The 21,794-nt window shown below is 50.5% G+C and carries 24 protein-coding genes; 16 read left to right on the top strand and 8 right to left on the bottom strand.

The genetic code is table 11. From position 1 onward, the window contains the following. Positions 1-9 precede the first annotated feature (9 nt). The 15 genes from H8S52_RS03365 to H8S52_RS03435 all read left to right on the top strand — a co-directional run bounded on the left by H8S52_RS03365 (position 10) and on the right by H8S52_RS03435 (position 12,322). Positions 10-627 (top strand): RNA polymerase sigma factor, encoded by a 618-nt coding sequence (locus tag H8S52_RS03365; protein ID WP_008672743.1) that lies wholly within the window; start codon positions 10-12, stop codon positions 625-627. Continuing rightward, complete coding sequence (locus H8S52_RS03370; protein WP_008672745.1) at positions 605-1,222, top strand: hypothetical protein; 618 nt, start codon at positions 605-607, stop codon at positions 1,220-1,222. The genes H8S52_RS03365 and H8S52_RS03370 overlap by 23 nt, the downstream gene beginning before the upstream one ends. Continuing rightward, complete coding sequence (locus H8S52_RS03375; RefSeq protein ID WP_004293560.1) at positions 1,219-2,574, top strand: DnaB-like helicase C-terminal domain-containing protein; 1,356 nt, start codon at positions 1,219-1,221, stop codon at positions 2,572-2,574. Before H8S52_RS03370 ends, H8S52_RS03375 begins: the two co-directional genes overlap by 4 nt. 634 nt (positions 2,575-3,208) lie before the next feature. Then, complete coding sequence (locus H8S52_RS03380) at positions 3,209-4,249, top strand: toprim domain-containing protein (RefSeq protein WP_004293559.1); 1,041 nt, start codon at positions 3,209-3,211, stop codon at positions 4,247-4,249. Beyond that, positions 4,246-6,003: a PHP domain-containing protein gene (locus H8S52_RS03385; RefSeq protein ID WP_004293558.1), complete on the top strand. Its 1,758-nt coding sequence runs from the start codon at positions 4,246-4,248 to the stop codon at positions 6,001-6,003. Before H8S52_RS03380 ends, H8S52_RS03385 begins: the two co-directional genes overlap by 4 nt. Continuing rightward, the gene (locus H8S52_RS03390; protein ID WP_004293557.1) at positions 5,969-6,736 is read left to right on the top strand and encodes a site-specific DNA-methyltransferase; all 768 of its coding nucleotides are present in this window, start codon (positions 5,969-5,971) and stop codon (positions 6,734-6,736) included. The genes H8S52_RS03385 and H8S52_RS03390 overlap by 35 nt, the downstream gene beginning before the upstream one ends. Then, entirely contained in the window at positions 6,729-7,271 is a 543-nt protein-coding gene (locus H8S52_RS03395) for an HNH endonuclease (protein WP_004293556.1), read from the top strand. Before H8S52_RS03390 ends, H8S52_RS03395 begins: the two co-directional genes overlap by 8 nt. After that, the gene (locus H8S52_RS03400) at positions 7,268-9,445 is read left to right on the top strand and encodes a DNA polymerase III subunit alpha (protein ID WP_117513710.1); all 2,178 of its coding nucleotides are present in this window, start codon (positions 7,268-7,270) and stop codon (positions 9,443-9,445) included. The genes H8S52_RS03395 and H8S52_RS03400 overlap by 4 nt, the downstream gene beginning before the upstream one ends. Positions 9,446-9,451: 6 nt before the next feature. Next, positions 9,452-10,219 (top strand): PolC-type DNA polymerase III, encoded by a 768-nt coding sequence (locus H8S52_RS03405; protein WP_008860772.1) that lies wholly within the window; start codon positions 9,452-9,454, stop codon positions 10,217-10,219. After that, positions 10,216-10,575 (top strand): hypothetical protein, encoded by a 360-nt coding sequence (locus tag H8S52_RS03410; protein ID WP_009316565.1) that lies wholly within the window; start codon positions 10,216-10,218, stop codon positions 10,573-10,575. The genes H8S52_RS03405 and H8S52_RS03410 overlap by 4 nt, the downstream gene beginning before the upstream one ends. Next, positions 10,544-11,065, top strand: a complete 522-nt coding sequence (locus H8S52_RS03415) for a hypothetical protein (protein ID WP_009316566.1) — start codon at positions 10,544-10,546, stop codon at positions 11,063-11,065. Before H8S52_RS03410 ends, H8S52_RS03415 begins: the two co-directional genes overlap by 32 nt. Beyond that, a complete protein-coding gene (locus tag H8S52_RS03420) occupies positions 11,046-11,204 on the top strand; it encodes a hypothetical protein (protein WP_008860769.1) in 159 nt (52 codons plus the stop codon). Before H8S52_RS03415 ends, H8S52_RS03420 begins: the two co-directional genes overlap by 20 nt. Positions 11,205-11,207: 3 nt before the next feature. Beyond that, a complete protein-coding gene (locus tag H8S52_RS03425) occupies positions 11,208-11,507 on the top strand; it encodes a hypothetical protein (protein WP_004322861.1) in 300 nt (99 codons plus the stop codon). Between the two features lie 22 nt (positions 11,508-11,529). After that, a complete protein-coding gene (locus H8S52_RS03430) occupies positions 11,530-11,736 on the top strand; it encodes a hypothetical protein (protein WP_008860768.1) in 207 nt (68 codons plus the stop codon). Then, positions 11,729-12,322 (top strand): DUF6549 family protein, encoded by a 594-nt coding sequence (locus H8S52_RS03435; RefSeq protein WP_008860767.1) that lies wholly within the window; start codon positions 11,729-11,731, stop codon positions 12,320-12,322. Before H8S52_RS03430 ends, H8S52_RS03435 begins: the two co-directional genes overlap by 8 nt. Positions 12,323-12,524: 202 nt before the next feature. Here the strand turns inward: H8S52_RS03435 and H8S52_RS03440 are convergent, their stop codons facing one another. Genes H8S52_RS03440 through H8S52_RS03450 form a run of 3 tightly spaced genes read right to left on the bottom strand, consistent with a single transcriptional unit; the run spans position 12,525 to position 15,832 of the window. Further along, a complete protein-coding gene (locus tag H8S52_RS03440; RefSeq protein ID WP_186909299.1) occupies positions 12,525-13,637 on the bottom strand; it encodes a fimbrillin family protein in 1,113 nt (370 codons plus the stop codon). A gap of 45 nt (positions 13,638-13,682) precedes the next feature. Next, entirely contained in the window at positions 13,683-14,603 is a 921-nt protein-coding gene (locus H8S52_RS03445) for a DUF5119 domain-containing protein (RefSeq protein ID WP_149949959.1), read from the bottom strand. Continuing rightward, positions 14,600-15,832 carry a DUF3575 domain-containing protein gene (locus H8S52_RS03450; protein WP_186909300.1) on the bottom strand — a complete coding sequence of 411 codons (1,233 nt, stop codon included), beginning with the start codon at positions 15,830-15,832 and terminating at the stop codon, positions 14,600-14,602. Before H8S52_RS03450 ends, H8S52_RS03445 begins: the two co-directional genes overlap by 4 nt. A gap of 296 nt (positions 15,833-16,128) precedes the next feature. Between H8S52_RS03450 and H8S52_RS03455 the strand changes: the two genes are divergently transcribed. Next, positions 16,129-17,187: a LuxR C-terminal-related transcriptional regulator gene (locus H8S52_RS03455; RefSeq protein ID WP_008777463.1), complete on the top strand. Its 1,059-nt coding sequence runs from the start codon at positions 16,129-16,131 to the stop codon at positions 17,185-17,187. A gap of 560 nt (positions 17,188-17,747) precedes the next feature. Here H8S52_RS03455 and H8S52_RS03460 read toward each other — a convergent pair. From H8S52_RS03460 to H8S52_RS03480, 5 genes are all read right to left on the bottom strand, one after another. Beyond that, positions 17,748-18,680: a hypothetical protein gene (locus tag H8S52_RS03460; protein ID WP_117515197.1), complete on the bottom strand. Its 933-nt coding sequence runs from the start codon at positions 18,678-18,680 to the stop codon at positions 17,748-17,750. A gap of 6 nt (positions 18,681-18,686) precedes the next feature. Further along, the gene (locus H8S52_RS03465; RefSeq protein WP_004328512.1) at positions 18,687-19,427 is read right to left on the bottom strand and encodes a toxin-antitoxin system YwqK family antitoxin; all 741 of its coding nucleotides are present in this window, start codon (positions 19,425-19,427) and stop codon (positions 18,687-18,689) included. 151 nt (positions 19,428-19,578) lie between these two features. Beyond that, complete coding sequence (locus H8S52_RS03470) at positions 19,579-20,202, bottom strand: hypothetical protein (protein WP_117515199.1); 624 nt, start codon at positions 20,200-20,202, stop codon at positions 19,579-19,581. Positions 20,203-20,223: 21 nt separating this feature from the next. Then, the gene (locus H8S52_RS03475) at positions 20,224-20,649 is read right to left on the bottom strand and encodes a tol-pal system YbgF family protein (protein ID WP_117515201.1); all 426 of its coding nucleotides are present in this window, start codon (positions 20,647-20,649) and stop codon (positions 20,224-20,226) included. Positions 20,650-20,655: 6 nt separating this feature from the next. Further along, positions 20,656-21,786 carry a VWA domain-containing protein gene (locus tag H8S52_RS03480; RefSeq protein WP_004328515.1) on the bottom strand — a complete coding sequence of 377 codons (1,131 nt, stop codon included), beginning with the start codon at positions 21,784-21,786 and terminating at the stop codon, positions 20,656-20,658. Positions 21,787-21,794: the final 8 nt, after the last annotated feature.

Here is a 21,794-nt window from a genome sequence, read left to right on the forward strand (position 1 = left end):
AGTGGAAACGTGGAAAAGAAAGATGTGTTTATTGCGGTTCTCCAGCCTGAAGACGAATCCGCGAGACAGAGGGCGGAACTTCTCAGAAAATATGTGATGCCGCACAAGAATCTGATATACAGCATTTGTATCAAATATACCTATAACCAGGAGGACATCGAGGACAACTACCTCGAGGCGTTGGCCAACTTCTTCAAGTATATGGACAGTTATGACCCGGCCCGTCCGGTAAAGACCTGGATCTATGCCGTGACCAAACGGCTTGTGGCGGACCTGAACAACCGCAACAGGAACCGCATGCCCCCGGACGACAATATCGACATTTCGGAAATATCCTCTTCGCTGTCGGATGAGGACGAACCGTCGGGAAACAGCATGGGGATGGACAACTACCGCGAGTTCTATAACGATGACATCCTCTGGGCACTGGACCGGCTCAAACCGATTTACCGGGAAGCCCTGCTCTTGCAGCAGGCTGGTTACAAACTCGGGGAAATCATGGAAATCACCTATAACAACGGTACTTTGCAGACCAGGAACGTAGAAACGGTAAAAAGCCGCATCTTCCTAGCCAAGACGCAGCTGCGCAAACTATTGACACGCGATGGAGAGAAAAGAATGGATTGACGGATGCCGGAGGCTCTTTACACGGCTGGTCCGCACCACGGTGTGGGCGGATTTTGTGTTCCCTACCGGCGGCAAGTCGGACAGGCAGCTCGGGATGTGTTTCGACGGCTTGTGCCGGGAGGTCGTCTCCGTCAGTGCGGAACGCCTGTCCGACTTCTGTATCTGCCAGACATATGCCATTTCCGGATATGATACCGCGTATCGCAGGAAATGGAACGTCTCCCATTCATTCGGAAAGAAAGCCATCGGCCGCTATCTCCGCTCGGGAAAGGAACGCCGCTACCGGGAGGACCGGTGGCTGAAGAGTTTCGGGCTGTCACGGCATGATTTGGCGCGGGCAGTGGAAGACCGCCGCAGCCATCCGTTCGGGCGTTTTATTTATCCGGAATACGAGGAGACGACCAAGCGGCGACTGCTCTCCACCGAAGCGGGATATCTCGTCTGTGCGCTCTCCACGCTGATGTGGACGCCTTTCTCCCCGTCATGCTCAAAATGTGCGAAAGCGGAGCCATGCCGCAGAAGGACACAGGCGCGCTATCCGGAACTGTACCGTATCCGCTGTGAGGCGTGGCGGAAAAAGGAGGCGAAGCCATGAGTGCCGTCAATCCGCTCAGTGCCGAGTTCCTGTATGAACTCTATGCCACGGCGCTCAGACAGGAACCGTTGTGTGCTGTCCTAGCCCGGCATATGCGTAAGGAATACCTGCCGGACCGTTCGTTCCAGCAGGTACAGGAGGCGATAGCCGTACACTTCAAGACATACAAGACACCGCCGTCGTATGCCGTGCTGGCACAGACCTTCCATGAGGATTACGACGCCATCGAGCTGATAGACACTTTCCGGGAGTATGACGAGGGACAGAGTGCCGAGGTGATGACCGACATGCTGGAGTCCTACATCAAGGGGGTCCGGTTGCAGTCGGTCTATGCGGAGGTCGGGAAACTGTATAACGAGAACAAACAGGACAAGGCGGAGAAGACTCTTCGGGAATATGCCGAGTGGCTGGCAGGGTTCACGCTGAAGAGTTCCTCGTTCGTCGATGTGGCCGCGACTTTCAAGGAGCGTTTCGAGAGGAACCGCCGGCGCGAGGAGGAAGAGGAACGCTCGGCCGCCCCTCGTGTGTCCCGCTTCTACATCCCGTATCTGGATGCGCTCAATGCCGGACGTAACCTGCGAGGTCAGCTGACCTGTTTCCTGGCCAGCACAGGCGTGGGAAAGTCGCACATCGCCAAATGGATCGGTGTCAGGGCGGACATCGATGACGGGCTGCATGTGCTGCATTTCCAGCTGGAAGGTTCGGAAGAAGAGGCGTTGAACGCCTATTCCGGCGGACTGATTTCCAGGAACGCCTACTATTACGAGCGGGGAAAGATTTCGGATACGGAGATGAGACATCTGGAAAAACTGGTCGCCTCGTATGCCGGAAGCATCACGGTGCGCAGTTACCCGCGTTTCAATGCCCAGGTCTCGACACTCGACATCAAGAACGGCATTTCGGAATACAGGAAGCTCAAAGGATATAATCCGGACATCGTGATTGTGGATTCGATGGACTTGCTGACGGATGCCAACCGCCGTTCATGGGGAGCCGACCATGAACGGGCGAAGCGTATCGCGGTGGCTAATGACCTGAAGGACCTGGCGGCGGACGAAAAGGTATGGATGGTGGTGACTTACCAGTCTACCATCGAAGACCGGGAGTGGCTGAATGACGAGCGGAACGTGCTGACCGAGTACAACTGTTCGGAGGCCAAAGGTCTGGCCCGCCCGTGCACGCACCTTGTTTCGCTCAACCAGTCATCGGCTGAAAGAAAGGAGAACGTTATGCGCCTGCACGTGGCCAAAAGCCGGTTCTTCAAGAAAGGAGACACTATCAGGATTGCCACCGACTACGACAATGAGGTGTTCTATGACGGGCAGAGGACACTGAATCTGAACAGGGAATAAAAAGCCATCGATCCGGATGCGGCGTGTCGGTGGCTTTTTGACTTGTAACGACTGGAATGTTGAGAATATATGGCAGCTTACATGCGTAAAACCAATTCCGGACAGATACGATTTTTATTGTATGCCCTTTGTATTCCGCCATATCGTCCGTTCCCCATGTTATCAACAGCAGGTTTTCACATTTCAATTCCTCTGCCGCCTCCAAGACTTTCAGTTTCCGCTCACGGGTCTTGGCGTTCGAGATATCATACGACCTTTGTTCGAGGAAAGTTCGAATGACCTCGCAAATACAAATCCGTTATTTGTAGTAATTGGAAAACGATACTTTTCATTCAGTATGTTTATTGTACTGCACAAAAAATACGCTTTTTTTATGTAGAGAGTGATCATTTTAGAAAAGTACATCTCTACACCTGATAATCAGCCAATGCTGATTATCAATCTCCTTATTTATATATTGTTTTATCGATTAGACAAAAGCAGTCATTTTTTGTCCAGCCGGGAAGACAATTTCTCTTTTCCTTTGGGTGGAAAGACCTTCCATGATTCTGCCGGTCTATTTTTATTGGGCTAATCCGGATTCTTTTTCCAAACATTTCAAACCAACCTGTAGCGGTCACGACTATACCTTAATATGGAACTGTCGGTACAGGAATATCAATATCTGGTTTCGGAGATAACCCGCGAGACGGGTGCCAAACGGGACGGGAGCGGTAAGAACCTTATCGTTCCGCGCTGCCCGTTCTGCGGAAAGTCGGGCGGTAAGTTCGGTATCTACATCGGCAAGGCGACTGCCCACCGCCGGCCTTTCATGGCCCACTGCTTCTCCTGCGGGGCATCCACCCGTACATTGGAGCAACTTCTGGCGGCTATCGGTCGCATGGACCTGATGGTTTTGCAGACAGCTGACATTGCCGCACCGTTGAACCTGCACCTGCTGGAGAAGGACGAGGCGGAAGAAATAGACGACGAACTGGTGCCGGTCGAATTGCCGGACTTTTACAAGCGCACTTTCCGGCATCCGTATTTGCAGCGGCGCGGCTTCTGTTTCGACGATTACGAGTATTTCCCGGTCGGGATAACCGGCAGGCTCAATCCGCGCTACGCGGACTATGTCGTCTTTCCGGTCATCGATGACTGTACGGTTGTCGGCTATGTCTCCCGCCATACCTGGCCGAAAGAGGATATAGACGCCCACAACCGCAAGACCAGACATAGCGGCGGGTACAAGATCCTGCGTTACCGGAACTCCACGGAAAACGACTTTTCCAGACTCCTTTATAACTACGATGCCGTCCGTATGGATGAAACCGATACGGTCATCCTCGCGGAAGGTATTTTCGATGTCATCGCCCTGACCCGCAGACTCGAACTCTATGACAATTCCCATGTCGCAGCCGTGGCCACTTTCGGAAAGAAAATATCCGATGTACAGATCTACAAGCTGCAATCGAAAGGCGTCAGAACCGTAGTCATCGGTTACGATGGTGATGCCGTCGAGTCGGTAAAGCGGACGGCTGAACGGCTGAAACCCTATTTCGAGGTTTTCATCGCGGACATTGCTGATGCCGCCAAAGACTGGGACGAACTCACGGAAGCGGAAATCTACGGGATTTTCGCCTGCCGCCTGCTGTCCGTCCTTGAATACAAACTCAAAAAAGTACAGGAAAGATGATACAGGAACTTTTCTCATGGCTCGATGCACAACGGATAACCTATATCCCGGTCGATACGGAAGTGGTGGATATTCCCGGCTTCGGGCGGCTTTTCACGGCCGACCTGTCGGGAGTGGAATCCATCTTCCGCGGCGACGGGGACAAGCTCGTGTTCAACCTGATGGAAAGTCCGGATGTGCTGATGGAAGAAGGAATCTTCCATGTGGCCTTCCCGTTCGGCAGGAACTGGTACTACTATGACCTGCGGGAAGAATTCCGTTTCAACCTGCTGAAATATATCGGCCGGCCCAAGCCTCCGGTACATGATGTACCTTTCGTGAACCTCGGCATCCATACCTCCTACGAGCTGCTGAACGCCTGCTGCTCGCCGGAAGATTTGTGCCGCAAGGCGAAATGGCTCGGGCATACGGCTGTCGGCATCTGCGACCGCAATACAATGGCCGCCACGCTGAACCTTCAGAAGGAGTGCGCCAATACCGGGCTGAAACATATATTCGGCTACTCGCTGACAATGATGCACGAAGAAGAACGTGTCGGGCTGAAGATTTATGCCTTGGATAACGAGGGGCTGCATAATCTGCTGCGCATCCAACGGGCCGTCATGGTCGATTCGGAAGACAACACCCTCCGCTATGAACAGCTGCTGATGTATGCCGCAGGTTGTGTGGTGGTTTTCGCCATCCGTTCCGTCTACTGGATGGCCGGACACCCCAAACAGGTGAAGCGTATCCGGAAAGGTGCCGAAGCGGTCTATTACCAGGTCGACGCCAACGAATACAAGGCGGACCGCATCGACAGGGAGCAACTAGAAGCCCTGAAATATTATTTCGGCAACTGTTATGATGCCGACACGGATTCATTTACAGTAGAACCAGTCCTGATTCCGGACTGCTACTACATGGACAAGGACGATGCAGGGTACAGAATCGTGGTGAACAAGATTGCCACGGGAGCCGCCCATGAACAGAGCGATGACCAGTATTTCAAGACAGCGGATGAATTGTATGACACGCTCCGTCCTCTGTTCTCCGGGCAATGGGACTTCGATTCCCTGTTTAGGCGCATGTGCCGTCCCACGGTGGAGATTGCCGGACGTGCGGACGCCTCATTCGAGACCGGGCGAATGTTCATGCCGGAATACCGTATGCGACCGGAAGAGCGGGAACGGTATGGTGACCGCCGTACGATGTTCCTCCGACTGCTTGACGACGGGCTGGACCGGAAAGTGCCGGAACCGGAGCGGGAACGCTATCGGGAACGGCTGGACGAGGAAGTCTATATCATTGAATCGACCGACAATGTGGACTATTTCCTGGTGCAGTGGGATATGGTGCGGGAGGCGCACCGGAGAGGCATCGCAACTGGTATAGGTCGCGGTTCCGCCGGGGGCTCGCTGGTTTCCTACTTGCTTGGCATAACCTCCATCGACCCGCTGAAATACGACCTTATCTTCTCGCGCTTCCTCGTGCCGGAACGCTGCGGGCTCAGCTGGAAAGACGAACTGACGGTGCTTGCCCCGGACATCACACTCGGCAAGGGCGAACGCTATGTGGAGATGGAATCTGAAGGCAAGACTTACCGTCTGTGCACGGATGCCCGGATGCGGGTAATCCGTAACGGAGAAGAGCGGACGATATACGCAGATGAATTGATGTGTGGCGACGAAATCCTTTTTGACCGCCGAGATTGCTTGTGGAACCTAAAGGAACTCGAAACCCATGAATCCGACCTACGAACACCACCGTCCCTATGACGGTTGCGACCTTTACCGGGGCGATGCACTCGATGTGCTGCCCCTGCTGGCTGAAGAAGGCATCACTGCCGACATGGTATTGTCAGACCCTCCATACGGTACGACACATTGTCGATGGGACGCCGTGATAGACATCCCCGGGATGTGGAATGCTGTACAGGGCATATCCAGACCTGACACTCCCGTACTGCTGTTCTGCCAGCATCCTTTTACGAGCTTGCTGGGCAGTTCCAATCTCCGCAGGCTGCGGTATGCCTGGGTATGGGAGAAGACGCAGGCGACAGGCTTCCTGAATGCCGGGCGTATGCCGATGAAGGCGCACGAGGACATTCTGGTCTTCTACGACAGGTTGCCGAAGTATCATCCGATCAAGACGGACGGGCACAGGCGCAAGGTCGTGATGGCCGAACACCAGCGGAAATGCGATGCCGGCGAGATATACCGGAAGCACGACAATTTCCGGGATTACATATCCACGGAACGCTATCCGCGCAGCGTGCTGAAGTTCAAGACCGACAAGCAACGCTCCTGCCTGCACGCGACACAGAAACCTGTCGCCCTGCTGGAATACCTGATACGCACCTACACCGATGAAGGGGACATCGTCCTCGACTTTGCGATGGGCAGCGGCAGCACGGCCGTGGCCTGCCGGAATACGGGACGCCGGTTCGTCGGCGTGGAGATAGACCGGGAAATTTTTCAGACAGCACTAAACCGTATAACCCATGGCTGACACCCGGGAAATCTGGGTGGATATCAAGAACTATGAAGGAAAGTACAGGATCAGCAACCTCGGGCGTGTCAAGAGTCTGGAACGGCAGGTTTCGCATGACGGCATTACCTGGATACAACCCGAACGCATTATGTGCCATTGGTGCGGGACGACTTCGCTCTATGACTGTGTCCGGCTCTACAAGGGCGGTGTCGGGAAGAAGTTCTCCGTGCACCGTCTGGTAGCACAGCATTTCCTGCCCGACTGGAATCCGGGACTGGAGGTGAACCATATCGACGGGAACCGCGACAACAACCGTGCGGATAACCTGGAGATGTGTACGCACCAGCGGAATATGGAACATGCCATAGCGGGTGGCCTCAAACGGGATTACGGCGAAAAAAGCGTGAATGCCAAACTGACCAACGGGCAGGCGGAAGAGATACGGGTGAGATATTCTTCCGGCCAGGCTTCCCAGAACAGCCTGGCAAAACAGTACGGCGTCAGCCGCCAGACGGTAAGCGCGATAATACGATACAAGAAATATATCAGATGAAAGTAACACATATAAGAATCAGGAAAGCAGACGGGCCGCTGACGGTCATGGATGCCTTTGTGGACAAAGGACTGACGGAAGGCGGCCACGCTTCGCTGCCAGATATAGATGTCGACTATGCCTCCGACCGGCGACAGGAGATCAAGGATTACCTGGAAGAACGGTACAACGCGGACGGCCGCCAGCGTGTCTTTTCCGCCGGCACCTTTACCACGATGAAACTGAAAGCCGCCTTGAAGGACGTGGCACGCGTACACCGCGTGCCTCACTCCATCGTGAACTATATTACCGCCATGATAGATGACGGCACGGACTGGACAGGACTGTTCAGACAGGCTGCCTCCAACAGAAAACTTCGGGACTTTATCCAGACCTATCCGCTGGTCATCGAGGACGTGCAAGGATTGCTCGGACAGCCCAAAGCGGCCTCCATACACGCCTCGGCCATCGTTGTCACACCGGACACGCGGGACGGCAGGCCCGCCGAATGCTTCGATTTCCTGCCGGTCCGCAAGATGGACGGGGCACTGGTATCGGAGTTCGACGGCTATTCGGTCGATGAGATCGGATTGTTGAAGGAGGATGTGCTGGCGACAAAGGAACTTGCCAAACTGAGTGCCGTCATCGCGTTGGTCAACCGGAATTTCGGGCAGGAACTCACCATCGGGCGTATCACGCAGGATATGCTGGAAGACGGGAAGACCTACCGGCTGCTCTCGGACGGTAACACGCAGAATGTGTTCCAGTTCTCTTCACCGGGCATTACCCGGTTTATCCAGGATGTACAGCCGGAGTGTATCGAGGACCTGATCGCCGTCAATGCCCTGTACCGCCCCGCCACGCTCGACATCGGCGCCACCGATGATTATGTCCGTTTCAGGCGTGGCGAGGTGGCCCCGGTCTATAACTACGGCTGTTATGAAGCGACGAAGAACACTTTCGGAATCATGGTCTACCAGGAGCAGTTCATGTCCGTCGCCCATACGCTCGGGGGATTCGACCTCGGGAAGACCGACCTCCTGCGCAAGGCCATAGGAAAGAAGAAAGCCGACCTGATGGCCACGCTGAAGGCGGATTTCATTGCCGGAGCCGTCGGGAACGGATGCCCGGACTATGAGGCGGAGGAAATCTGGCACAAGATAGAGGTGGCCGGGAAATATTCGTTCAACCGCTCCCATGCCGCGGCATACGCCCTTACAGCCTATTGCGGGGCATGGCTCAAGGCCAATTACCCGTCGGCGTTCTATACCGTGGCATTGCAATGGGCGGACGACAAGGAGATTCCTTCGCTGATGGCGGAGATGGAACGCTGCTCGCCGGCCAAGATCGTGCCGCCGGACATCAACCGCTCCGGGACGGAGTTCTTCACCGACTATGCCACCGATGAAATCTTCTGGTCGCTTACCCGAATCAAGCAGGTCGGCCTCAGGACAGTGGAATACATCGTCACGGAACGCGACCGGGGCGGGGCATATACGGGTATCGAGAACTTCATCCACCGCATATTCCGTTACAAGCTCAAGAAATACAGTTACTGGGACGATCCCGACAACGCGGAAGAGGCCGTGAAAGTCCCCGTGAACGCCCGGCATGTCAAGCACATGATCCTTGCCGGATGCTTCGACCGCATCGAAAAAGCCGGGGCGGTTACCGAACGCTGCGCGCTGCTCGAACGCGCCGCACGTGAACTGGGATTCTCCCTTTCCGAAAAGGACTTCCCGCAGGACATGCGCGGGCGGCATTTCTTCTGGTCGCAGCAGCAGATTGCCGTGTCGGGTATCGGCAGCATCGACTACCGCCGCATCTTCGACAATTCGGAAGCCAGCGGGCAGGTCAAGGGAAAAGCCTCCTACCTGACCCTGGACGAGGTGGCACGGGACGAGAATGACGGCAGGCGTGCGGCTGTCTGCGCCACGGTGGTGGATGTAGCCGAGCATACCTACAAGGACAGGGAGACGGGAAGCCGGAAGCGTTTCGCCAGGCTGACACTCTCCCAGAACAACCGCCTGGCGGAGTGCGTGTGCTGGAACGACTATTACATGGAGCACCGCACCGAGATCCAGTCGCTCAAAGACCGGGTGGTCATCCTCACTGCCGTCATCCGTTACAGCGACTACAACGGATGCAATACATTACAGACCTATAGGAACTCATTGTTATTCATTCAATCCTGAAAAGATATGGCACCCAAGACAGAACAGAAGATATATGTAGGCATCGGGCTGGACTTCGAGACCGGAGGGCTGGACTGCCGTGAATGCGCCTGTACACAGATCGCCCTGCAAGCCGTCCGTTTCGACACATGGCAGGTATTCGACCGCTATCAGGCGTATATCGCCCCCTACGGGAAACAGGACGCGGGGCTTCCCCGACGCAAGGTGTTGCGTACCCGCCATGAACAGGCGAAAGAACCGGAATATGTCCCGATGAAGTACGAACAGACGGCATTGGACTATTCCGCCATTACCATGGAGATGCTGCGCACACAGGGTGTGGACATGAAGAAAGTCGCCGGAGAAGTCATCGCCTTCGCCAAACGCAGCACCCTCTCGAAGGGCTATCAGTGCAAGCCCGTGCTGGTCGGACAGAACATCGCTTTCGATATCGGATTCCTGCAACAGCTGATGAACTATGCCGGACTGGCCGCCGAGTTTGAAAAGACCTTTTCCGGTACCAAGGACTATTACGGCAACTTCCAGCCGCACTACATCGACACGCTTGTCATGGGACGGTTGGCTTTTGCCGCTGATCCGGAGGTTACTTCGTATAAACTGGAACTGGTAGCCTCAAAATTGGGGGTGGAACTGGACGATGCCCACGATGCGGCTGCGGATGTGACGGCCACGCTTGACATCCTGGGGGTCTATACCTCCCGTCTGCGCCAGACGGAAGGGGCGGCAATCGCTACACAGAAGAAAGAGAAAACCCGTAAATATTTCAAGATATGAGTATGGACACGAATAAGGAAGCCCAAGGCATTGACCGGGAACAGATTCCCGAGACCATTACATTCCGTACGGCGGACCGGATGACCTACGGGGCGCTGGGCTATGACGGGAACGAACTGATGGCGTTCATATCGGGCTACGACCTGGAAATCAAGTTCAACCTGCGGCTCATCAACTCGCTAGCGGATGCGGAGGCGTGTGCCGATGCGTTGGCCCAGGTATTCTATGACGCATTAATGGAGCAGTTGCTCAATGAAAAGGCGGATTTTGTAAAACCTCCGGGATACAAACCCGCTACTCTTTCAGAAAAGGAAGGAAGAACCGATGTCAGACAAGATAACGAACACGCAGGATAGGCCGGAAGAGAAACCGCTCACGGAGCAGGAGCTGCAATTCTGCAACCTCTATGTGAACGGCGGGCTGGAATATGCCGGACGGCCGAAAAAATGCTTTGTGGAGGTATTCGGTGAGGATACGGTGAAGAACCCGTATGCTTCGGCCAATTACCTGATGAACAAACCGCATGTGCTGGCACATATCAAGGCATTGCTCTCCTCGGAACGGTTCGAGATGGAGACGATGGCTGTAAAGCTGCAGGTGACCGAGACTCTCAAGGCAATCATGGACGAGACGGCCACTTCGGACTATACAGACCGTTTCGGTGTGCCGCTCTCTCCGGCACCGCTCAGGGCCGTGTCGGTCAATGCCGCCAAGGCGCTGATGGATATCTTCCCCATCAGGCACAAGGAGGAGAACCGCCTGCGTATCGAAGGCAGCGACGGCAATGTTATCTTCAATGTAATCGTACCCCAAAATCCTGTAAAAGATGGCGAAGCGGAAACGTAAAATCACTAAGGAAGAAATCGCCTGGTGGGTCTATCTGGCGATGATGATCGCGCTTGTCATCTATGGGTTCCGGGATAGTGCGGCAGCCGAGACTCTGCTGAGGGCTATCAGGGACGCATTCTCACTTTTAATGGAATAAGATATGGAACAACTCAAAGAATTTGTAATGAAGTACTTCAAGATCATTGTCGTGGTACTCTCGTTCTCGCTGACACTGTACATACAGCATGTCAACAACACCGCCCAAATTGCAGAACTGGAAACCAAATGTATCGGTTTGGAAGTGGAAATCAAGAACCAGTATGACCGTATCAACGCCATGAAGCTGGACAAGTCCGTGTTCGAGGCAACCATGATGCAGCTCAACACGGTACAGAATGACCTGCACGAAATCCGTGCCGATATCCGTGAACTTCTCAAATGTCAGGGAACGCACAAGTAAAAACATCGTGGAAAGACCAGTTATGAAAAAGAATGCATACGTTACCATCATCGCTTCGCCTGAACTCTCCGAAATGAGGTTGGACGAACTGGTCGGTCGCCGTGGACTGGTCGTTGAAGACCTCCCGCAGAACCGAAAAAAGAACCGGGGCGGCCTTGTATTGTTGGAAGAAATCTATATGGATGAATTTCTGTGGTTCATCCCCGAAGAATCAGTATCATATGAGTAGATTAAACAGAATACTTCTGGCAACGGTGTTGCTGCTCTGTAGCATCCTCTGGCTGCAGCACCGGCGGACAATACGCCTCACGGAAGAACGCGACCGATTCCGCATGAACAGCACCGCACTGCTTTCCGATGTGAAGCGGATGCAGATCGATTCAGCGACGATGGTCCTCGATGCCAAGGCATTGCGGCTGACTATAGATGAGTATAAAGAGTTCCGTGCCAAGGATGCCGAGACCATCGAAAGGCTAGGCGTGAAAATCAGGAACCTCGAAGTGGCTGCACGGCATGAAGTCGAAGTGAAAGCCCCGATAGATGCCGCCATCCGTGACACGCTCATTATCCGTGATACCGTTCCACTGCTGCGGCAGAAGGTGGAGATGGTTACACCGTATATCCAACTTACCGGGTTGATCGAGAACAAACGGCTCAAAGGCGACATCAAAGTTCCGGTAACCCTCAATCAGGCGGTTTGGGTAGAATACAAGGGATGGTGGTTCTGGAAGCGTGTAAAGGCTATCCATCAGTCCATTTCCAGTGACAACCCGTATGTGGAAATCAGGTATTCGGAATATATACGCATACAGTGAAAGAACATGTGTCTTTTATATGTGAAAAGTTCCTGTGACGCCGGTGCGCCAAGGAACTTTTTGCTTTTAGATGTGTTAAAGGCAGATGAATATTCATGCAATGGTTTCCCCGGGATTAGTTTTCAGGTGAAAAATTAAATAACAGATATATTCATGTTTAACCTGCCAACGGGTACGATATTAATAAACGTTTGGATTAAGGTTAGACGTTTACGTCTTTATCTGCATCAACCCAGCCTGTTGTCTCTGCATCAAACTGGATCGGATTCAACACAGCCTCTCCCTGATCATCATAACCACCACCGAAAATCAACGTGTAGATATGACGCTTGCCCTGTTCCCATGTATCTCCGAACGGAACATAAATTGTTTTGTATTCGCTTGCTGAACCCAACAGATAAGCTCCGGACTGCCGGATTTTGCAGGCGATCTCCAGATAACATTGCTTCGCATTATCGGCCTCCAACTTGCTTTTGGTGGCTGTTTCGGAAACTTTCCAAGCAGTCAGCTCCTGTGGTATATTCAGCATAGGAGTATTTGTGGTAATATCGGTAGCTTCGGTATTGCTATTGACCGTGATGTTTGCGTTTTTCACTACGGTAAATGCGTGTGGAAATGCTAAATCAGACGAACTCCAACTTCCCGTTCCATCGGCTGCCGCAGGCAATGTGAAGGCGCCGGCAAATTTGAAATTATGAATCTTGATCACGTCGATGTCCACCTGCATGTTATCGTATTGGGTCTTTGCTTTGAATACGACCTGTGACAGAATATGTTTGAAATTAAATTTCACTATTCCGTTGTTCATGTCTTTTGTCTGGCCTTTGGCCATGGCATACATCACGTCGTAGTTTGCATGAGTACCGGCTCCATACTCATCCATGCAGGTATAACTTATCTTTTGGACATCCTTGGTGGCTTCCCAACTATAAAACACCATCATGTCTTCACTAACCGTTCCGGGATTGAACGCGTAAAAGTCCAAAGCCTCGGTAGGCCAATAACGAAGGTCGCTCGCATTGTCATAATCCCACTTACCATTTTTGTACACGATCTTCACTCCGTCATGTTCAAATTCCGTGTCGTTCTTTCCCATGAAGGCAGTACCATCCGCCGTAAAAGCGAACACGTCGAAATCGGTGTTCTTCAAGTTGGTGTTGGTAGTAGGGGTAGCCCTCGTTTCCGCCGCATTACTTAACACGTTAAAACCAATCGCATTTCGTGAGGAGGTTTCCACATTCGCAATCTCCTCGTCTGAGCAACCCATGAGTAGAGCTCCAAAGATTGCCCAAAGCATTACTGTACTTTTTTTCATAAATAAAAACAATTTAAAATGATACATATAATTAACAAACTCGTATTACAACACTATATCCATATTCACATCATCCCAATCATCAACGTCCACATCAAATCCCGGACCGCCACTTCCCGGCTCGGATGGTACCTCATAATCAAAATTCAACACCAGATGCACATCACCGATATGCCCCGCTACCGGGACATCATGCACTTGGTCGCTCACGTCCTGTTCCAATACAGACATGCTGCCTGAACGGTTCTTGAGATACAGCCGGAAAACATTGGGCTCTCCTTCAAGTGCGGAATGTCCAAACGTATAGAATCCGCCTATAATCTGATTCCGTGAAACCATTCCATCAAAGAGCAGGCTCTCCGAAAGATCGGCGGGCAAACTGTCGCCGGACATGTTAAGCGAGCCGGACATGCCGGAAAGAGCGGCCCGCAAATCCGCCACCCTGTCCAGTCCCCGAATTCCGTTCACCTCATACGTGTAGTGACATACCATGTTTACGGGAGTTAGCCGTATTATCTTCGTGCTTCCTTCCGGAATGTCCTTGAGGATAACTCTGTCTATATGGTCGCCACACAGCCAGGGTGGGGTGACGGCCATTGTCTGGTTATCCGGCGACCGAACATCACGCGTATCGGCAGTAAAAAGCGTGTAACTGCCGTTTTCTTTCCAAACCATCCCGTCGGTATCGTAGTTGAAGCAAATTACCCGGTAATCATTCTCGGGGAGCTCCACTTCCCCATCCTCTCCTCCGGGGAAATCAAATATCCACGTGTTGCTTTCATCATCGGTCGGATAAAATACGACCCTCATGCCTTCAGGCTTGTCATGATTGGAAATCTTGGTCCAGTCGAATACTACCCGCACCGTGGCAAAGTGCGGATGATCGTAACATAAATCCTTATGCTCACAAGCCGTCAGTCCCATCCATAAAAATATGAACACCAGACTAAAGCGTATCAGTATCACTGCCTGCCTCCTTTCTTCCGGCTATAATTCCCCCGCCCGATCAACCACACCAAAGAGATACCCGCCTTGGTCGGGCCGAACCAGCGGCGTTTTTTAGTGGTCTGCCATACATAGTGACCGTCCAAAGGGATGTACTCCTTGTACGATCCTCCAAGGTAGCCGATTCCCAACGTGAAATCCACATTGAACCGATGTCCCACAGGTAACGAGTAGCCGTAAGCCACGCCTCCCCCGTAACTCCATTTATCCCCCAAGTAACCTTTCCCACCCAATTCGAAATCATAGGTGACGATCTGCCCGTACAATCCGACATGATGCCCGGAAAACGGTTTTTCCACCGCTCTCCGACCGAACCAGCGGCGCAACTCCACATCTCCCCCATAGATACGCCAATAATTATGCTTCCGATCACTTTTCCACCAGGCATACATCCAATTCCCGGCCACAGACCAGTTCTTCCCCAAACAGAACTCAACCCCGATGTCAGGTATCAAAACAGCGTCATAAAGCAAGTTTGTTTTCACCGCCATGCAAAACGGCCGTTTCTTTACCGGAGCTATGACGGTAACGGTATCACGGATGCACAACGTATCACGTGTATGTATATATACCGTATCTCTGACGGGATTTATCGGATCACTATCATAGCATATTTTCACCATCGACGAACGAAGTTTCGGAAAATGGAATTTATACAAATATGAGTATGGCCTCCCCCCTTTCAGTCTTTTCAGTTCTCCCCCCAAATAAGGGCTGTCCTGGTTTTCCAAACGGACGATCTTCTCCAACAAACGAAGGACATCCTCCCTCTCCGGAACATTCACATCCGCTCTCACCATCGTTATAAGTCCGTTCCAGTCACTTCCCGAAAAATGAAAATCCTTCTCCAATACCGGAATCTTTATATAAGGTGATATATACCGCCACAAAACCTCTGCTCGTTTTTCAGACAGCCTTCCATTCAATAGCTCCCCTCCTTCCGGGGAAGCTCCTCCTATTATTTGAATTTTCCTGATAAGACGGACGGAGTCGTTCAATGCGGAACAGATTTTAGCAAACCGCTCCATCTCGTTCCCATTGTCAAGTAAACATGTATCTATATTTACCTTTCCTTGATGAAAATAGATCCTTACCGAATCACGCTTCTCCTGAGCGGATATTTCTCCGCTTATACTCAACACGAGCACGAACAATACACATTTAATATAAAAAAAACATCTTTTCGTCATTTAATCATTTGTTAATATGACAATCCAAACCCAGGCTTTTACACCCCTTGAATTTCGACCGCAAAAATACATACCTATAAATCAACCTCCAAAGCAAAAAACAAGTATTTTAAACTTATAAATACTTAAAAAGACAACCACACAACAGCTACAACACTTACCACAGCAGCCAATCACGCTTACACAACAATTAAAAACACTTAACATCATAAAGGAAAGTACTTAAACATACAAAAAAAAAACAGTTATTTTTGCAGGAAACATTATACTTAATAACACTTAAAACAATAAAACACATGAAATTCAGCACAAAAGCCGCTACTTTTCTAAGTTCAATAAAAACTCAAACTTACGACAAAAAAGAAAGCGAAATGATAATAACGTATCAACAAAAACGTGTCTTTCATCTATCCCTGCTCATGCTGGCCTTATGCGCACCCATATACATATATTCAGTTCCATTTCCCAATGAACAGTTTTATTATATTAACAGCGTATTATTCCTGTTTATCATTATGTGCACTCTCGCTTATTTTAAAAAGAGAGTAAATCTGACCACGACCTTTTCCATTATACTGATAGCCATACATATCGAGATTTTTATCGAGATAATTTATTGCTCAATATGTAGCGGATATGAATATAGTTATCAAAGAGCATTGATAATGAGTAACATTACTATCTCTCTCTTATTTACCATGCTTTCCATCTGTGCCTATATGAGTAATATCTCCATCCTATTGTCCTCCCTTACCATAGCTTCCTATACAATCTGCACACTTATCACCGACGAACCGTTCCTATACAGTTATCTGCCTTTGATCATCATCATATACACCATGATCCCCTTATTAGGAAGATCCTTACACAGTAATATCAGCAGCTTGCTAAAAAGTAGCAACTTGCTAAAAGAGGAAGAGGAAATGCTTTTGAAACGTCTCCAAATGAAAAAGGAAGAACTATTCGCGTTCGCCGAGTTGTTAAGCGAGAATAACCCGGAAGAAAAGACAAGCTCCCTGTTAAACATAATAGGGGAACAATCCAAAGAAAATCTTTTTACAGCCCTTGCCGCATACCAGAAAAAGGAAAAAAGTAAACTTGATACAATCAGGAGAATATATCCCAATTTATCCCCGTCCGAATTAAACATCTGCCGTTTAATACTGCAAGACAAGACCGTCAGCCAAATATGCGAATTATTACATCGGAGTAGCGGAAACATAACCAGCCAACGAGCGAACATACGTGCCAAACTCGGACTGAAAAAAAGCGACAATTTAAAAGAAGCATTACAAGAACGCATGAGGCTGTATGAAGAAGAACACCGGCAAGAGGACTTTTCAGCCATGCGTTAGGGATTGCAGAGTAAAGCCCACAGCCTTTAGGCGAGGACTTGAAACGTAAAGCCCGACCGTCCCACGGGAACGCCCAAAAGAAAAAAAATCCCCCGAACATTCATCCGGGGGACATTCAGGTCGTCACGTCAAATAATCCGATATTCGTAGACCCGGAACGGGGCATTGAAAGCACTCTTGGAGTTTTTCATTTGTCAACAGGTTATTATCTTTGGATAGGTAGCTTTTTGACTTTGCTATTGGGCGAAATCGCATTGTTTGTATTAAAAAACAAAATAGGATGACTCACTATAATCTACTTCGTATTTTTCCATAAATGCAATCCTTGCCAAAAAGCAGTTTGTTCGGGTGGTTGTTTGGGCGTTCCCCCTTCGGGTCGGGCTTTCCGCTACAAGTCCTCGCTATGCTGTGGCTTTTCCCCTGCAATCCCTAACGTGGGTGAAAGGGTTTTCACTATCTTGCGCTTGCACTTTGACACACGGGGCTTCGGCTGTTCGCCGAAACTTCCCGCGCCCCGTCCCGCCCGAAAGAGTTCCCCGGCGTTTGTCCGGCAGCCGACATTATTCAAGGTAGTATTCTATAATATCTTTTATCAGTAGCTCTTCTCCTTGTTTCCATAATTTCCAGCCTTGTTCACTCTTTATTGTATCGCCTTGTACCTCAAACGGTTTTCGGACTTCTGTATTGTCCTTGAAGCAGACTACCGTCACCATGCGAAGATAGTCTTCCCAAGAGATATAGTAGGTGTCAAAGTCATGCGTTCTTTTCGCTGGAATACCATTTATCCGCATGAGGCTGCGGTTGCGTTGCATCCTGTTTCCATGCATCATAATCTGCCCAGATGAACAGTTGATCCATGCCGTTTTTCCGCTTTCCTCGTTCAGTACAATTTCAGCCCTTCCCGCCATTAAGCCCAACACTCTAAAACGGAGCATGGGAAAAGTGTAGGTCAGACTTGCCGTCTCTTCTAAGTATTCATGTATGTTGCTTCCGGATCTCCATGCCAAGGGCATTAACGTATCTGATTCCGAAGAGTAACGATAGTAATATCTGCCATCTTTGCATGAAGCGTTATTCTGTCCGTCCTGCCATTCCTGCGGATTGTCATCCTTCCTTTTCCGCTCGGCAATATCCTTGTCAAACGGATACTGATGCAGTGCAATGCTATCTTCCGGCTCCTTGCACGTTGCTGTCCGGTATAATGGTATGACGGGGTTCTGCTCGGCTATGACCTCCATGAACCCAATACCCAAAGGAGCATATAATCCATTCTTGCGTTGGAACTGGAAATGATTGCCTTGTATGAAAAGGGAGGGAAAATCATCGGAAGCAATCCCCGTTATTATATCCGCTTCGCCAATAACATCCGCTGTCCGTTGGTCTTGTTTGCATGAAGATGTGCAGGCGGACTCATTGTCTGTCGGAGGCATAGGCGGCTTGCAACTCATGACCGATGCAGCCGTCAAAAGTAGTGTTATGATGACGGTTTTCATCTAAGTTTAAGCCCCACCTTCACCATGCCATGTGCAGGTTTGGGTATTATCTTGATAGTTATGCTGTATCCATTGCCCTGATTTCTCACCGTCGGTGTATTGTCCCTCAATGGTTATATAGGGTTTACCCTCCCATGTTGATTCCACACGATACGAACCGTCGAGTTTTCCATTACGGTAGTGGCATGTAGTCTTGCTGCGTATTGCGCGGCCGTCCTCGAAGATTTCCCATTCCTCGCCATCTTTTTTCCCGTCGATATAATGAGATTCAAAAATCTGCTTACCCGTCTTGTTGGCAAAGCGACGTTCCCGCCCGTTCTCCACACTCTGTTTGTACTCCTTTTCTATCTCTATTTTTCCGTTACGGAAATAGGTCTTTACAGTTCCGTCTATCTTGCCTTGTAGTATGGGTGTTTCCTTTCGAGGAGTAACGCCGTCTTGGTAGTATTCCGTGAATGTACCGTTACGCTTGCCCTTGACATATATGCCCGACTCACGCAATACCCCGTCACGGTAGCGATGATAGTCACCGTTTATCATGCCGTCTGAAAGTTTCACGTGTTCTTCGTCAAGCCCTCGTATAATGCGATATTTTCCCTGCAACGGCCGTTTACTGTCTTTTTTATAATATACTGTGCGGTGTGCATCATCCGTCAGGGGCTGCAAATCATTCCATTCTACTGTTTGTTGTGCGGAAACCGTGCCGCAAAGCAACAAAAAAATGTATAGTATCAACATTCTATTCATATGTCGTATATTTTTATTTTTCGAGGTTGATAATGTTCTGTGGCAAACTGATTTTCAGGGGGGGGCAAACCGCTTATTATATTTATTTTGAAGAAATTTCTCCATTCTTATAGCTTTGCTATAAAATAAAGCATTAATCCAACTATTATATTCACTCTTCAAGTTTACTTTTCACCAATTTCAGGAATTCCTCCTTAGTCATGAACCTGTCGAGAAAATCATTCAGTCGTCCCTCATTGGTTACTTCCGTGAAAAATTCCTCATGATCCGTACTCCAGATGACAGGATTCTCAGGGTCGTTATCTGACAGGCAGATGAGATAGTAATTGGGATAACCGTCCGTATAAAGCAGCTCTACAAAATCCGGAGTGGCACAATTTGAATACTTGATGATTTCACCCAGCTCTGCATTATCCGTAAACCAACCATTCCATTCTTCAAAATCCGATGTCCCTTTTTGGAATGGCGTAAATGGTCTGGCAACCCAAAACAGTTGGCGGCGAGGTTCTTCATCCAAGGTAAAGAACGTATCTGTCATTTCCTTATAGAACGCCTCCCTGTCAGAATTGAACAACTCCATATGCTCATCCACCCAATCGCCCAAACCTTCAATCGGCTCTGTATCTTCGGCAGCCAGCCAGGGCGTGTCCACCGGTTTAAGGAACAAGGCCGTATCGAATGTAATGGCACAGAGATCCTCTTTCAGTGAATTCCCTTTCAGGTTTGCTACGTTGCCGCCCAGTAGCCTGATTCTGTCTGTTATTTCCTTTTTCATGAGTGCCGTATAATTTTGTTATTATTTTTGTTTGAGATTCACATGCCCGGACAGCCATTGGAAATATTTCCAGTCTTCCTTGAAAATCTTTTCCCCTTCGAGCATATAGGCGCGGAGAAGAAATTCAGTTGCATTGGTTTCATCCTCCATTTCCAGATAGTTCTCGCCAAGGCGCAGCAGGATGAAAGGATTGTCTGTCTCTCCGATATTGTAGCATTTGCGGAAAAACTCCAGCGACTTGCCGTAGTTCCCCATCATGAAATGGGCGTCACCGATTGAGCCGGCGAGCCAGAGATATGCTTCCCAGTCTTCCTTCGGTTCAGGAAGGATGTCCAGTGCCTCTTGGAAACAGGAGATGGCTTTCGCGTAATCTTCGCTTTCCATCGCCTCATTTCCCGTTTCTGACAGTTCTTCGATTCTGTCGTACAGTTCATCTGAAAGTTCCATATTCCTCTATTTTTCTTTGATATTCTTTGATGCCCACATCCCGATATCCTGCTTGCTCAATGCCGCAGCCATCAGGTCGGGGAATTTGTCAGGCGTACAGGCAAATGTGGGAACACCCAGACCGGCAAGATACTCGGCATTACGCTTGTCGTAGCAGGGCGCCCCGTCATCGTTCAGGGCCGGAAGCACAATCAGCTGCACACCGCTGGCCACAATGGAGGCGAAACGCTTGCGCATCTCCTTCTCGTCACCGCCTTCATAGAGGTCGGTCACCAGTACCAGCACAGTGTCCTGCGGCCGTGTGATCACACCCTGACAGTAAGTCAGGGCCCTGGCTATGTCGGTTCCTCCGCCGAGCTGGACACCGAACAACAGGTCAACCGGGTCCTGCAGGTCATCGGTAAGGTCAACGACCGAAGTGTCGAACACCACCATACGCGTATTGACGGACGGCAGGGAGGCCAGTACCGAACCGAAGATGCCGGAATATACGACAGAGGTTCCCATCGAACCGCTCTGGTCGAGACAGAGAATGATGTCCTTCAGAGCCTTGCATTTTCTGCCGTAGCCTATCCTGACTTCCGGAATGACGGTCTTGTACTGGGGCTGGTAGTTCTTCAGGTTCTTTATGATGGTCGTCTTCCAGTCTATCTCGTTGTAACGGGGATTGCGCCTTCTCGCCGAACGGTTCAAAGCACCGGTGACGGCCTGCTGGGTCGGGGAAGAGAGCTTCCGCAGCAGGTCATCCACGACCTTGCGTACAACCTGACGGGCCATGTCCTTGTTCTTTTCGGGAATGGCCCTGCCGAGTGACATCAGTGTAGCTACCAGATGTACGTCAGGGACAACTGTTGCCAGCATCTCCTTCTCGGTAAGCAGCGAATCGATATGCAGACGCTTGATGGCATCCCTCTGGATGACCTGCACGACGGTCTGTGGGAAAAACTCCCGGATATCGCCAAGCCAGCGGCTTACCTTTGGGGCCGACGACCCGAGTCCGCCGCGGCGGTCACTGTCATAGACGGCTTCCAGCGAACTGTCAAGGCGCTGTTCTTCCACCGTCAGCGTTACACCCGTCCCGTCAGCGGCATTCCCGCCGAGAGCCATACGCCATCTTTTCAAATATTCTGTTTCCATGTTCTGTT

This window comes from Bacteroides sp. NSJ-48, from assembly GCF_014287405.1.
Lineage (GTDB): Bacteria > Bacteroidota > Bacteroidia > Bacteroidales > Bacteroidaceae > Bacteroides > Bacteroides stercoris.